The organism is uncultured Kushneria sp., assembly GCF_947497025.1.
Taxonomy (GTDB): Bacteria; Pseudomonadota; Gammaproteobacteria; order Pseudomonadales; family Halomonadaceae; genus Kushneria.
Window position 1 is genome coordinate 59,886 of sequence record NZ_CANMFC010000005.1, and the last position, 14,082, is coordinate 73,967.

Genomic DNA, 14,082 nt, shown 5'->3' on the forward strand with positions numbered 1-14,082 from the left:
ACGTCAAAGCGCCTGCGGGCGCTTTTTTCATGTCTGTTTGAGCATCCGGTGCCCGGCCGTGCCAAATTCGGAGGGCTGGCGTATGATCGATGAGCGGCCGGGGCGAAGGCCCGGCTGATCCAACCCTCCAGAATGCTTGAGCTTCGAGTCTGCCGTGTTCCTACCTGCCCGTCTCAATATCGACAAGTTTCTCCTTTATCTTGTCTGCACTGTCGTGCTGGCCTCGCTGCTGCCCGTTTCAGGCCGCTACGCCGAGTGGTTTTCGATCGCCACCACCATTGCCATTGGCATGCTGTTTTTTTTGCATGGCGCCCGGCTCTCGCCCAGAACCGTTGTCAAGGGCATGACCCACTGGCGCCTGCATCTGGTGATCTTTCTGACCACCTTTGGGCTATTTCCGGTACTGGGGCTGATCATCGGGCTGCTGTCACCGGCGTTGCTGTCACCGGCGCTGTATACCGGCATCCTGTTTTTGTGCGTGCTGCCCTCGACCGTGCAGTCCTCGATCGCCTTTACCTCGATCGGCGGTGGCAATGTGGCCGCGGCGATCTGCTCGGCCACGGCGTCCAATATTCTGGGCATGTTCATTACACCAGTCCTTCTGGGGCTGGTGCTCAGCGTCAATGCTGACGCCGGTGCCGGCCCATCGCCGGGAGCCATCGGCAATATCCTCATGCAGCTGCTGGCGCCCTTTCTGCTGGGACAGCTCCTGCAGCCCTGGATCGGGCAGTGGGTTCGCGAACACAAGGCACCACTCACGATCGTGGATCGCGGCTCGATTCTGATGGTGGTCTATCTGGCCTTCAGTGAGGCCATCGTGGGCGGGCTCTGGCAGCACGTCGATGGGGTCAGCATCGCGACCATGATCGTGGTGGACTGCGTATTGCTGGCGCTGGTTCTGCTGATCACCCGCACCGTCAGCCGTCTGATGGGCTTTTCGCGCGAGGATGAGGTCGCCATTGTCTTTTGCGGTTCCAAAAAGACGCTGGCCTCGGGCGTACCGATGGCCAATGTCCTGTTCCCGGCCGCTCAGGTCGGCAGTGCACTGCTACCCTTGATGCTGTTTCACCAGATTCAGCTGTTTGTGTGTGCCATGCTGGCGCGCCGCTATGCTACTCGTCGCGCGGTGGCAACCGCGCAGGCACAGACCGCTTCATCAAGTGCCTGATCGGGCGTTGGTATTTGATGATATTTAATGACTGACCATCGAGCAGGGAGAAATCACGTGAATAAAAGCGTTTTCGTTACCGGTGCGACATCAGGATTTGGCCGTGCGGCGGCGCGCCGTTTTGCCGAGGCCGGCTACTCACTGGTGCTGACCGGCCGACGCCGCGAACGCCTGGAAGCGCTTGAACAGGAGCTTTCAGGGAAGGTGGCCGTACATGTCGTCGAGCTGGATGTGCGCGATGAAACGGCCGTGAAAAAGGCCGTCGATGAGCTGCCCCAGGCGTTCGCCTCGATCCATGTGCTGCTCAATAACGCAGGCCTGGCGCTGGCGCCGGAGCCGGCTCAGGAGGTAGCACTCGAGGACTGGCACACCATGATCGATACCAACGTGAAGGGGCTGGTCAACGTCACTCACGCGCTGCTGCCCACCCTGATCAAGGTCGGTGCCGGCGCCAGCATCATCAATATCGGCTCCACCGCCGGCAAATGGCCCTACAAGGGCAGCCACGTATATGGCGCCACCAAGGCGTTCGTCGAGCAGTTCAGCTACAACCTGCGCTGTGACCTGCTGGGCACTGGCGTGCGCGTGACCGACATCGCCCCCGGCATGGCCGAAACCGAGTTCACCCTGGTGCGCACCAAAGGCGACCAGGCGGCTTCCGACCAGCTTTATGGCAACACCACGCCGATGTCGGCTGAAGACATCGCCGAGCAGATGTTTTATGTCGCCACACTGCCGGCGCATCTCAACATCAACTTCCTTGAAATCCAACCGGTGCGTCAGGTCTGGGCCGGCATGGCCGTTGATCGCGACGAGTAATTTGATCGTGTCATGATCCTGTTTTATGAGGATCGAAAAACGCCGGCCCATGGGCCGGCGTTGTCATTTGAAAAGGGTCATTTGAAAAGGGTCGTTTCAAAAAGACCCTGATTGGGGCTGCAAGGGGTCAGGCGCGTCCGGTACTGGCCTCATACTGATCATCGATGATCTGTCCGTCCGACAGGGTCGGCAGCTCGGCGTCATGATCGGGCTGCTCGTCATCGCTCATGCGCGTTACGCGAAAGCCGATCAGGGCATAGAGCACAGCAATGCCTAAATTGATCAGATTGAAAAAGGCGAAGGGCGCATAGCTCAGGGTGGCCACGCCCAGCGTCGCGGCCATGTAGGCCCCACAGCTGTTCCACGGGATCAGCGGCGAGGTGATCGTGCCGGAATCCTCCAGCGCCCGCGACAGGTTGACCGGCTTGAGCCGCCGGCGCTGGAACTCGGCCTTGTAGATGCGCCCGGGCAGGACCACGGAAAGATACTGATCGCCGGTTACGATGTTGGTGGCCAGTCCCGTCGCCAGCGTCGAGATGATCAGGGAGGAGGTACTGCGTGCTACGCGCAAAAGACCGCTGACGGCGCGCTCCAGCAGTCCCAGACGCTCGATGACGCCGCCAAAGGTCATGGCCGAGAGAATCAGCCAGACCGTGGTCAGCATGCTGGCCATGCCGCCGTTGGTGAGCAGTGCATCGATCGCGTCATTGCCGGTATGGGCGCTGTAGCCGTCATACAGGGCGATCCAGCTGCCCTTCAAAAGGGCCATGGCATGACCCAGCGAGGGCGTGTCGGCCAGACCGATCACCGCCTCGCGCTGAAAGATCAGCGCAAACACCACTCCCAGCAGGGCGCCGATGAAGATGGTCGGAAAGGCCGGCATCTGCTTCCACGCCATGATCAAAAGCGCCAGCAGCGGCAGCAACAGCCAGGCGCTGATGGTGAAGTGATCACTCAAGGTCTGCTGGATGTCGGTAATGCGCTCGGGTGTGGCCACCTGATCAGGGCCGCCCAGCCCCAGTACCAGAAAGGCGATCAGCGCCAGAATGAGACTCGGTGTGGTGGTCCAGAGCATGTGACGGATATGGGCAAAGAGCTCGGCCTCGGCCGAGGCAGGGGCCAGATTGGTGGTATCGGACAGCGGCGACATCTTGTCGCCGAAATAGCCGCCGGAAATGATCGCGCCTGCCGTAATCGCACTTGAAAGCCCCAGCCCGTTGGCAATGCCGATCAGCCCGATGCCGATGGTGCCGGCCACCGTCCAGGAGCTGCCGACCGACACCGAGACCAGCGCACACAGCAGGCAGGCGGTGGCGTAGAAGTAGTGGGGCGACAGGATTTCGAGCCCGTAGTAGATCATCGTGGGCACCACGCCGCCCATCGTCCAGGTGCCGATCATCGCACCCACCGACAGCAGGATCAGAATCGCGCCCAGTGACAGGTGAATGCCGCGATTGATGCCCTCTTCGATGGCCTGCCACTGGTGGCCGTTTTTCAGGCCCACCACGGCGGCCAGCATGGCGCCCATGATCAGGGCAATCTGGGTCGGGCCGCTGGACGAGTCGGCGCCGAACAGCGTCACACTGAGGGCCAGCATGACGATCACGGCCACAATGGGGAAAAGCGCATCCAGCATGCCGGGGGCACGGGGCGAAGAGGTGTCGGCCTCGTGACGGGAAAGGAAAGCCATTGTTTCTCTCGTTGCTGCAGCCAGAAAGGACAGCACCCCATCGATGGCTCGACGGGGTGCTGTTGTCGTAATGGGCGCGGATTATTCCAGAATCGCGAGCATTTGTCCGCGATCACGCCCCATCGGCTGGCAGCACTGTTCCGACCGAGGGTCGGGGCAGCGTTACGCTAGTCCACCATCGGCAGCAGCGCATTGAGGCTTTCACGGGCATCGCCATAGAACATTCGGCTGTTCTCCTTGTAAAACAGCGGGTTTTCGATGCCGGAGTAGCCGGTGCCCTGACCACGCTTGCTGATGAACACCTGTTTGGCTTCCCAGACCTTCAGTACCGGCATGCCGGCGATCGGGCTGTTGGGGTCTTCCTGGGCGGCCGGATTCACGATGTCGTTGGAGCCGATGACGATGACCACGTCGGTGGAAGCAAAGTCGTCATTGATCTCGTCCATTTCCAGCACGATATCGTAGGGCACGCGGGCTTCGGCCAGCAGCACGTTCATGTGGCCCGGCAGACGACCGGCCACCGGATGAATGGCAAAGCGCACTTGCTTGCCGGCCGCGCGCAGCTTGCGCACCAGATCGCTCACCGCGCTCTGGGCCTGGGCCACCGCCATGCCGTAGCCCGGGACGATGATGACGCTGTCGGCATCGTTGAGCGCACTGGCCACGCCACTGGCGTCGATCGCCACCTGCTCGCCCTCGATCTCCGCGGCCGGGCCGGTGCTGCCACCAAAGCCCCCCAGGATCACGTTGACGAAGTTGCGGTTCATCGCCTTGCACATGATGTAGGAGAGAATCGCCCCGGAGGAGCCTACCAGCGCGCCGGTCACGATCAGAAGATCGTTGGAGAGCGTAAAGCCGATGGCCGCGGCGGCCCAGCCGGAGTAGCTGTTGAGCATCGAGACCACCACCGGCATATCGGCACCGCCAATGCCCATGATCAGGTGGTAGCCGATGAAAAACGCCAGTCCTGCCAGCAGCAGCAGCGTCCAGAAGCCGGCGCCGTTGAGATACAGGATGGCCAGCAGCAGTGAAAGCACGGCAGCGCCGGCATTGAGCAGATGACCGCCGGGGAGCTGGCGCGGTTTGCCGTCGATCCTGCCGGCCAGCTTGCCAAAGGCCACCACCGAGCCGGTAAAGGTGACCGCCCCGATGAAGATGCCCAGCACCACTTCAACCTGCAAGAACATCAGCTCATCCGGCGCCTTGTGCGCCAGAAGCGCGGCAAAGGCGGAGAAGTCATGCATGGCCCCATCAACGGCACGGGCTGCCAGCACCCGGCGACGTTCCAGATCGGCACTCCAGGCCACGAACACGGCCGCCAGGCCGACAAAGCTGTGCAGCGCCGCCACCAGCTGGGGCATTTCGGTCATCTCGACCCGACGTGCCAGTCGGGTACCAATGATGGCGCCGATGATGATCATCGGAATCATCAGCCAGTAGCCGCCGATACCGGGGCCGAAGGCGGTGAAAAACACCGCCACGGCCATGCCGATGATGCCGTACCAGACAGCCCGCTTGGCCTTCTCCTGATTGCTCAGGCCACCCAGCGACAGAATAAACAGAACACTGGCCGCGATCGCCGCGGCAGATACGAACCCTTGACCCAGCATGTCGTTTCTCCGCCGCTCAGGATTTTTGGAACATGGCGAGCATTCGGCGTGTCACCAGAAAGCCCCCCACGATATTGATGGTCGCAATCAGCACTGAAATCGCCGCCAGAATGCCCACGATCACGCTGCCCGAGCCAATCTGTAGCACCGCCCCCAGAATGATGATCCCCGAGATGGCATTGGTGACCGCCATCAGCGGCGTATGCAGCGAGTGGCTGACCTTCCAGATCACCTGAAAGCCGATAAAACAGGCCAGTACAAAGACAATAAAGTGCTGCATGAACGAGACAGGTGCGACCTGACCCAGCAACAGCATCAGTGCGCCGCCCATGCCCAGCAAAATCGCCTGACGTCTGGTCTGCGACTTGAACTCGGCGGACTCAAGAGCACGCTTTTCCTCGGCGGTAGGTGCTTTCTCCTTAGCCCTGGGTCTGGCGGCGCCAATCGCTTTGGTCTTTGGCGGCGGTGGTGGGAACGTGACCTCGCCCTGATGGGTGACCGTGGCGCCACGGATCACGTCGTCTTCCATGTTGTGCTGGATGACGCCGTCCTTGTCGGGCGTCAGGTCGGTGAGCATGTGGCGGATATTGGTGGCGTACAGAAGCGAGGACTGGGTCGCCATGCGCGAGGGGTAGTCGGTATAGCCGACCACCACGACGCCGTTGTCCGAGACCACGCGCTCATCGGCCCGGGTCAGATCGCAGTTGCCGCCCTTTTCGGCGGCAAGGTCAATGACCACCGAGCCGGGCTTCATGGCCGCCACCATGTCCTCCAGCCACAGTCTGGGTGCCGGCCGGCCGGGGATCAGCGCGGTGGTGATGACGATGTCCACTTCCGGTGCCTGAGCGCGGAAACACTCGAGCTGCTTTTCGCGGAACTCGGGGCTCGAGGGCGAGGCGTAGCCACCGCTTTCCGAACCGTCCTGGGCGTTGTCGAAATCGAGAAACAGGAATTCGGCGCCCATGGACTCGATCTGCTCGGAGACTTCCGGGCGCACGTCAAAGGCGCGCACCACGGCGCCGAGGCTTGTGGCGGTGCCGATGGCGGCAAGCCCGGCCACACCGGCACCAATCACCAGCACCTTCGCCGGTGGTACCTTGCCGGCGGCGGTCACCTGACCGGTAAAGAAGCGGCCAAAGTTGTTGCCGGCCTCGATCACCGCGCGATAGCCGGCAATGTTGGCCATGGATGACAGCGCATCCATTTTCTGTGCCCGTGAAATGCGCGGCACCATGTCCATGGCGATGACGCTGGCGCCCCGGGCGCGGCACTTCTCCAGCATGGCCTCGTTCTGGGCCGGCCAGAAAAACGCGATCAGCGTCTGGCCCTCGCGCAGACGCTCGGCCTCCTGCTCGGAAGGCTCGCGAACCTTGATCACGATGTCGGCGTCATCGAACAGCGCCTGAGCGCTGTCGACGATGGTGACGCCTGCCTCGCGGTAGGCCTGGTCGTCAAAACCTGCAGCCACACCGGCGCCGGTTTCGATCAGGCACGCATGGCCGAGCTTCCGGATCTGTGTCGCGCTCTCCGGGGTCAGCGCGACACGCGCCTCTCCTCGAACACTCTCTTTTGGTGCGCCTATCTTCACTCGTGTTCCCCCTGGGTGTGGAAAGCGGGCCATTCGTCTCGATTGTTGGCTCTTGTGGAACGAGCAGCCCTTCGGACAGGGCGTGCCATGGCAGCCGCATCATTGCTCAAATTGAGCTAGGCTCGCACGGCCCCTGTCAAAAAGCCGTTCGACCTTTGATTAACAAACGAAGGGGGCGTCGTGGATCGAACGATGAAGGTCGTTCCCGCCTGAACACACCATGCACAGGCTGACTGATTCACCTGCCAGGGTAAGGGAGACTTTCTTTTCAGTGATCAGGAAAGCTTTCTTTCAAAAGGGGGAGGAGCAAGGGAGGAATCAAAGAAGAGAAGAAACGTCTCGCCCGGGACACAGGCCCGGGCGAGACGATGCGAAGTGAGACAGGAAGCCGAGTGTGGCTATTGCAGAATCACTACTCCAGGTAGGTATAGCCCTCAAGCCCGGCTTCGAGCTCTTCAAGAAACATCTCGCGTTCCTGTCCGGAAACGTCGCTGCGCAGCAGCTGGCGCTGGAAGCGGCCCTTGAGACGATCCGGATCGAAGTTTACGTAGCGCAGTACGTTGGCCACGCTATCGCCGACGATCGGGGCGCCCAGCTTCCAGTCGCCATGCTCATCAAGACTGACATCGATGGAGTCGGTGTCACCGAAGAGATTGTGCAGATCGCCCAGAATCTCCTGATAGGCGCCGACCAGGAAGAGCCCCAGCAGCTTGTCGTCACCGGATTTCCACTCCGGCAGTGGCAGCGTGCTCTCCACGCCCTGACCATCGACGTAGCGCTCGATACGCCCGTCACTGTCGCAGGTGATGTCCTGAATCACACCGCGGCGCGTCGACGGCTTGTCGAGGTTGGACAGCGGCAGCACCGGGAAGATCTGATCGATCCCCCAGACGTCCGGCAGGGACTGAAACAGCGAGAAGTTGACGAACAGCTTGTCGGCGAGCTTCTCGTCCAGCTCATCGAGGATTTCACGATGGGCGCGGTTGCGTCGATCGAGCTTGGCGCGCAGCCGCTTGCAGGCGGCGGTGTAGAGCGCCTCGCCTTCGGCACGCACGCCCAGCGTGGCGCTGCCCAGCACGAAGCGGTCCTGAATATCGATCATGGCCTGATAAAGGTCGTGATAGTACTCGACCAGCAGGCGCGGCTCGGCAGGTTCCGCCAGCCAGTCATAGGTCTGCCACAGCACGTCCAGATGCGTGTCGCCCTCATGCTGGCCACGTTCGGGTAGAGCCACCTCATGGCGCTCCTCGTCGATCACGTTGGTGATCAGTACCGCATGATGGGCCGTCAGCGCCCGGCCGGATTCCGAAATGATGTCCGGATGGGGAATATCCATGCTCTGGCACAGCTGGGAAAACGCGCCGACCACGTTATTGGCATACTCGGCCATCGAGTAGTTGGTCGAGCAGTAGCTGCGTGAGCGGGTGCCCTCATAATCCACGCCCAGGCCGCCACCGACGTCCACCACGGCGACGGGGGCGCCGACATCGCGCAGGCTCTTGTAGAACTGGGTGCATTCGCGCAGGCCACGCTGGATATCGCGGATGTTGGCGATCTGCGAGCCCAGGTGAAAGTGCACCAGTTGCAGGGACTCGAGCCGATCATGGGCGCGCAGGTGATCGACCACGTGCTGAATCTGACGCGCGGTCAGGCCAAATTTGGACTTGTCACCGCCGGTGCTTTCCCAGTTGCCCTTGCCCACCGAGGAGAGTCGCGCGCGCACGCCAATACGCGGCATGACGCCCAGGTTATCGGCCTCTTCCAGAATCAGCTCGAGCTCGGCCTGTTTTTCGACCACCAGAAAGACGCGGTGACCCAGCTTTTCGCCCATCAGCGCCAGGCGAACGTATTCGCGGTCCTTGTAGCCGTTGCAGACGATGGTCGAGGTGGTTTCCGAGGAAAGTGCCAGCACGGCCAGAAGCTCCGGTTTGCTGCCGGCTTCGAGCCCGACGCGCCCGCGGCCGCGCTCGGGGGTGGCCAGAAGTTCCTCGACCACGCGACGCTGCTGATTGACCTTGATGGGATAGACGGCCGTGTACCGGCCCCGGTACTCGAGCTCATCGATGGCACGGTCAAAGGCCTGGCACAGCTGCTCGACGCGGTCATGCAGGATATCGGTAAAGCGCACCAGCATGGGCAGGCGCAGCCCGGCGTTCTGCAGCTTTTCGACCAGCCCCTTCAGCGGCAGGGCCGGGCCGTTCTGGCCGTCGGCGTCGCCAAACGGGCGCACCACGGCCAGCCCCTGATCGTTGACATCAAAGTAGCCACTTCCCCACTGATCGATGTTGTAGGTGCGGCGGGCCTCCGACTGGGCATGGGCCTGGTCAGGTACGGATGAATCATTGGACATGGGCGGGCTCCGGACAGAATTGGCCGCAAACGACATTGTGAAGGTAAGGTAGCGACATAAGGGAAGGGCAGCAAACGGCTGCCCATGAAGTCATTTTAGCGCTTTTGCGTCATGGGGGGCAGTCAGGCCCGCAAGGGCATTCAAGCGGTTTTCGTAATGGGAACGACCTGACGGGTAGGCAGCCATTGCTGATGATCCAGACACCATTGCGCCAGATGCTGCACCCCGGTGGCCAGCGGCATGGTCGGTCGATAATCGATGACGGCCTCCAGTCGGGATGTGTCTGCCCAGGTACGGGTGACATCGCCATCCTGCATGGGCAGCCACTCGCGCGGCGCCTGCTGCCCCAGCGCGTCTTCCAGCCATGTAATAAAGTCCATCAGTGCCGTGGGCTCGCCCCGCCCGATGTTAAAGACCTGATGGCGACCGGTTTCGCCGCCGGCGCGGTGAGTATTGATCAAACGCACCACGGACTCAATGATGTCGCCGACCCAGGTGAAATCACGCGCCATCTGACCGTGGTTGAAAATCTGAAGCGGTTGATGGTTCATGATGCTGCCGGCAAACAGCATGGGCGCCATGTCCGGCCGGCCCCAGGGACCATAGACCGTGAAAAAGCGCAGGCCGGTCAGGGACATGCCATAGAGGCTGGCATAGCTGTCGGCCATGAGCTCGTTGGCTCGCTTGGTGGCGGCATATAGGGAGGCGGGGTGGTCGACCGGATCCTTTTCGCTGAAGACCTCACGACTTGAGTGCCCGTACACCGAGCTTGAGGAGGCGTAGTAGAGGTGTTGAACGCCATGCTGGCGGCAGGCTTCGAGCACGTTGAGAAAGCCGGTCAGGTTGCTCTGGCCATACACATGTGGATGCGTGACGCTATAGCGTACCCCGGCCTGAGCGGCCAGATGGATCACATGCGTGAACCCTTCGCGCCTGAAAAGGGCTTCCACCGCGTCACGGTCGCTGACGTCCAGCAATCGACAATTCCTGATGCCCAGCGCTTCAAGGCGCGCTCGCTTGTAGTCCACGCTGTAATAATCCGAAAAACTGTCAACACCGACCGTCGCCACGCCATCTTCCGTGAGTCGCTTTGTCAGCCAGGCGCCAATGAAGCCGGCGGCGCCTGTTACCAATACTTTCATGTTCATAGGGGCTCCGGACAGAGAAAGAAGGGCGTTGCGATCTGCAGTGCCGATACCGGCATGACCCTCAGCATGCGGGAACGCCACGGAAAGTCCTGTGCCAGCGCCGGTACATAAAGCGAGGGCAGTTGCCGACTGTCGCCTATTACCCAGCCATCGGGATGATCCTGTCGCCAGTGACACAGATCCGCTGGCCGGGAGTCGATGGTCTGCAGCGGCGTGGTCAACCGGCCGGCAAACTGAAAGCTGGCCTGATAGTTCCTGCCGTACCAGGCCACCGGATGGCCCTGGTGCTCGAGCTGAGACAGCAGGGCGCCCGGACGCTGAGTATCCACGCGCGGCCACAGGGGGGCCATCATGATCGTGAGGATCAGTGTCAGGCTCGCTGTGCCAATCATGGCCAGTAACGTTGCAGCCGCTGTCGTTTGAAGGCGTATCACAGCGGCGGCAGCCGCGAGTACCCATAAAAGCCAGACGCCATGGAGCGAAAGCATCGCGGCCAGTTCGGCGTTGCCGACCATTTTCACGATCAAAGCGAGGGCACCGGTGGCGAACAGGGCAATTGCCGGCACTCTCAGCGTGCGGCGCTGCGCCGGAACAGAGTGTGTCAGAACCTCGGCGATGAGCAGGGCCAGCGGTGGCAGGATGGGCATCAGATAGTGCGCCTGTTTGCCGCTGACCAGGGAAAACAGCACCAGCGGCGCCAGTGCCCAGACCCAGAGCAGCCGGCGGGCTTTGCGCGGCGTGGCAGGGCTGTTCCGACGCCAGAGCTTCAGCGCCGGCAGCCACAGTGACCAGGGCAGCAACAGTACCGGCAGCATGGGGAGATACCACCAGAAGGGGCGGGCATGATCGGCCACCTGCTCCAGCCGATCAACGCTCTGATGCCACAGGAGATTGCTGGCATAGGCATCGCCACCGATCCACGCCGAGCTCAGGGCCCAGCCAAGCAGTATCAGCAGGGCCGCGACAGTGGCCAGCCAGAACATGAGCGGACGACGCTCATCTGCCGGGCGCTCGCTCCACAATGGCAGGGTCACAAGAATCGGCAGCCAGCTCAGCATCACCGCCGGTCCCTTGGCGAGCAGCGCCAGCCCCAGCCACAGGGTGACGCCAATAACCCGCCGACGCAGCACGCCAGTGCCGGTCAGGGCGGCCACGGCGCCCAGCAAACAGGTGGTCAGAAGAATATCGAACATCAGGGTGGCGCTATAGAGCCACCACATCAGCATCGACATCAATACCAGCAGGGCCATCCGCGCCGTACGGGCTTCATAACCAAGGTTCAGAGCGATTCGTCGCAGCTGAAAAAGCCCCAGCAGAGACGCCAATGGCATGATCAGGCGTGGCCACCAGTCGTTGACGCCAAACACGCCCCAGCCAAGATTGATCAGCCAGAACAGCAGCGGTGGCTTGTCGGCGTAGGGGGCGCCGTTCATGTGCGCCACCCACCACTGACCGCTTTGCCACATCTCCCAGGCCACCGAGATATAGCGCGTCTCATCGATGGGCATGATCGGGCGCAGCTGGAAGCTCAGTACGCCGGCCAGCCAGACCAGCAGGAGTGCCCCCCACGGCAGGCCTGGATGATCGATCAGCCGATCAGGTCGCTGGCCTCTCCCGCTCATGGCGTCGTGGCTTCTCCGGGCGAGGCACTGTCCTGATGCCAGGTGGTCGGGGCCTGATAGAGCGGTGCGGCATGCTCATCACCGGGGCACTGCGCCACGCTGTCAGCGCGCAGAAGCTGCCACTCCGCGTCGCCGCGCTCCTCCACAGGCGTCAGGGTGCTGCGGTCAACGCAGGCCTTGTTCTTGAGCTCATCGTTTTGCACCAGCGCCCAGCGCGTCTCGGGAGCTTCTTCAAGCCAGGCGGTCATGCGTACAAACTGATCATCCGCCGGTGTGCCATCGCCGAACTGCACGATGGGCTGCTGCGCCTGCAGTACGTTTTCTTCATCAAAATCGATCAGTGCCAGAGGCTGGTGGTGGGTGGTCATGGCGACCTCGGCCATCAGTGCACTTCGCGAGCGATGGTCATCCATGACCCCATAACCCCAGCTGGCCCAGAGGATCCAGAACATCGCAAGCCACAGCCCGAGTCCTGCCAGGCCGCGCCGGGGCGGAAGCCGCCAGGCGATCAGGGCGGTCAGTACTCCAACGCTCAGCCACCATCCCCATGGGTTGATGATGAAGTCATCGCCAAGGGTCGTGCTGTCGAGCAGGCCGACGGCCAGGAGCAGGCCGACAATACCGATCACGCCACCCAGCGCTACGGCCAGTCCCCAGGCGAGCCGATTGATGCCGGGGCGTCGAATCAGACCCGGAAGCGCCGGCGCCAGCGCCAGCACGAACATCGACATGCCCGGCGTCATGTAGACGCCACGCTTGCCGGGGCTCATGGAGAAAAACAGTACCATCAATATGACCCAGGACAGCGGCAGCCAGAGGCGGGCATCGCCGCGCCGCAAACGGCGCCACCAGTGAGGCGCGACCCAGGGCAGGGCCAGCACGCCGGGCAGCCAGGCCCAGGGCAGCACCTCGAGCAGGTAATAATAAAAGGGCTTTAGATGGTGCCAGGCATCGGCGTAGCGCTCACCGGTCTGACGAAAGAGAATATTATCGCGATAGGCCGCCAGCGCCGGATCACCGCTGAAACTGGTGTAGAGCACCATGGGGATAACCCAGCAGGCGATGGCGGCCAGCACAAGCCCAATGCCGATCAGCAGTTGACGCAGGGTCAGCGGGACAATGCGGTGAACGCTGCCGGTATGGCGGCGCTGATACCAGAACAGTCCGAACCATGCGGGCAGCAGCAGCAGGGGCAGAAAGCCGACGCCCTTGGTAATCACCCCAAGTCCCATGGACACGCAGCCCAGGTACCACCAGCGCGGCGCTGGACCCAGCAGGGCATGGCGCAGTGCACCGTAAAGCCCCAGCGTGATGAAGCCCGTGACCAGCATGTCGATCTGGGCCGTGCGGGCCTGCAGGGTGAACTGCGCGGTCAGCATGAGCGTGAGGCCGGCCAGCCACGCAATGCGGGGGCCATAGAGACGGCGGGTCAGATCAGTGGTCAGGCCAAGGGTCGTCAGCGCGCCCAGCAGGGATGGCAGCATGAAGGCCACCTTGACGCTGCCGGTGACCAGAATGCCTAGCGCGATCATCCACATGAAGATGGGCGGCTTGTCCGGATAAAGCTCGCCGGCCCGATGAGGAATCAACCATTGATGGGTCGTGATCATCTCCTGGGCGATCAGGGCAAAGCGTGGCTCATCGGCCGGCCATGGCCAGCGCCAGCCAATCCCGAGTCCCAGAAAAACCAGTGCGATGACCAGCAGTGACAGCACTGGTGCATTGATCAAACCTCGCTGTAGCCCTCGGCCAACGCGTGTCTTCGTCATGCCTTTTCTACCTCTGAAGCCGTGGTGTCAGCAGGCGCCGCCTGTCGAGCCTGGCGCTTTTCCTTTTGAATCAGCATCAGGTTGCGTACATAGATGAAAAGACCGGAGCCCTGGCCGATGATAAAGACCGGGTCACGTCGGTAGATGGCGTACATCAGCAGGATCAGGCCGCCCCCGATACTGAGATACCAGAAAAGATGCGGCACGATACTGCGCCTGGCCCGTTCGCTGGCAAGCCATTGCACGATAAAGCGTGCCGAAAACAGGGCCTGACCGAGCAGGCCGATCGTGATCCAGAGGGCTGCACTATCCATGGGG

10 protein-coding genes are annotated in these 14,082 nt (G+C 62.1%); 2 read left to right on the forward strand and 8 right to left on the reverse strand.

The window, feature by feature from the left end:
• Positions 1-154 precede the first annotated feature (154 nt).
• On the forward strand, positions 155-1,168 hold the full coding sequence (locus Q0931_RS10665) for a bile acid:sodium symporter family protein (RefSeq protein ID WP_299260083.1): 1,014 nt from the start codon (positions 155-157) through the stop codon (positions 1,166-1,168).
• Between the two features lie 57 nt (positions 1,169-1,225).
• Positions 1,226-1,987 carry an SDR family NAD(P)-dependent oxidoreductase gene (locus tag Q0931_RS10670; RefSeq protein WP_299260085.1) on the forward strand — a complete coding sequence of 254 codons (762 nt, stop codon included), beginning with the start codon at positions 1,226-1,228 and terminating at the stop codon, positions 1,985-1,987.
• Positions 1,988-2,114: 127 nt separating this feature from the next.
• On the opposite strand, the gene nhaC is transcribed toward Q0931_RS10670, so the two are convergent.
• The 8 genes from nhaC to Q0931_RS10710 form a co-directional block, all read right to left on the reverse strand.
• Positions 2,115-3,677, reverse strand: a complete 1,563-nt coding sequence (gene nhaC, locus Q0931_RS10675; protein ID WP_299260087.1) for a Na+/H+ antiporter NhaC — start codon at positions 3,675-3,677, stop codon at positions 2,115-2,117.
• Between the two features lie 167 nt (positions 3,678-3,844).
• Positions 3,845-5,287, reverse strand: coding sequence for an NAD(P)(+) transhydrogenase (Re/Si-specific) subunit beta (locus tag Q0931_RS10680; protein ID WP_299260090.1), 1,443 nt, complete (start codon positions 5,285-5,287; stop codon positions 3,845-3,847).
• 16 nt (positions 5,288-5,303) lie between these two features.
• Positions 5,304-6,875 (reverse strand): Re/Si-specific NAD(P)(+) transhydrogenase subunit alpha, encoded by a 1,572-nt coding sequence (locus Q0931_RS10685; protein WP_299260092.1) that lies wholly within the window; start codon positions 6,873-6,875, stop codon positions 5,304-5,306.
• A 412-nt stretch (positions 6,876-7,287) separates the two neighbouring features.
• Positions 7,288-9,225, reverse strand: a complete 1,938-nt coding sequence (gene speA, locus Q0931_RS10690) for a biosynthetic arginine decarboxylase (RefSeq protein ID WP_299260094.1) — start codon at positions 9,223-9,225, stop codon at positions 7,288-7,290.
• A 140-nt stretch (positions 9,226-9,365) separates the two neighbouring features.
• On the reverse strand, positions 9,366-10,367 hold the full coding sequence (locus tag Q0931_RS10695) for an NAD-dependent epimerase/dehydratase family protein (RefSeq protein ID WP_086901735.1): 1,002 nt from the start codon (positions 10,365-10,367) through the stop codon (positions 9,366-9,368).
• Between the two features lie 2 nt (positions 10,368-10,369).
• Positions 10,370-11,995: a glycosyltransferase family 39 protein gene (locus Q0931_RS10700; RefSeq protein ID WP_299260101.1), complete on the reverse strand. Its 1,626-nt coding sequence runs from the start codon at positions 11,993-11,995 to the stop codon at positions 10,370-10,372.
• On the reverse strand, positions 11,992-13,764 hold the full coding sequence (locus tag Q0931_RS10705; RefSeq protein ID WP_086899925.1) for a glycosyltransferase family 39 protein: 1,773 nt from the start codon (positions 13,762-13,764) through the stop codon (positions 11,992-11,994). The genes Q0931_RS10700 and Q0931_RS10705 overlap by 4 nt, the downstream gene beginning before the upstream one ends.
• Positions 13,761-14,078 (reverse strand): lipid-A-disaccharide synthase N-terminal domain-containing protein, encoded by a 318-nt coding sequence (locus tag Q0931_RS10710; protein WP_299260107.1) that lies wholly within the window; start codon positions 14,076-14,078, stop codon positions 13,761-13,763. Before Q0931_RS10710 ends, Q0931_RS10705 begins: the two co-directional genes overlap by 4 nt.
• Positions 14,079-14,082 lie beyond the last annotated feature (4 nt).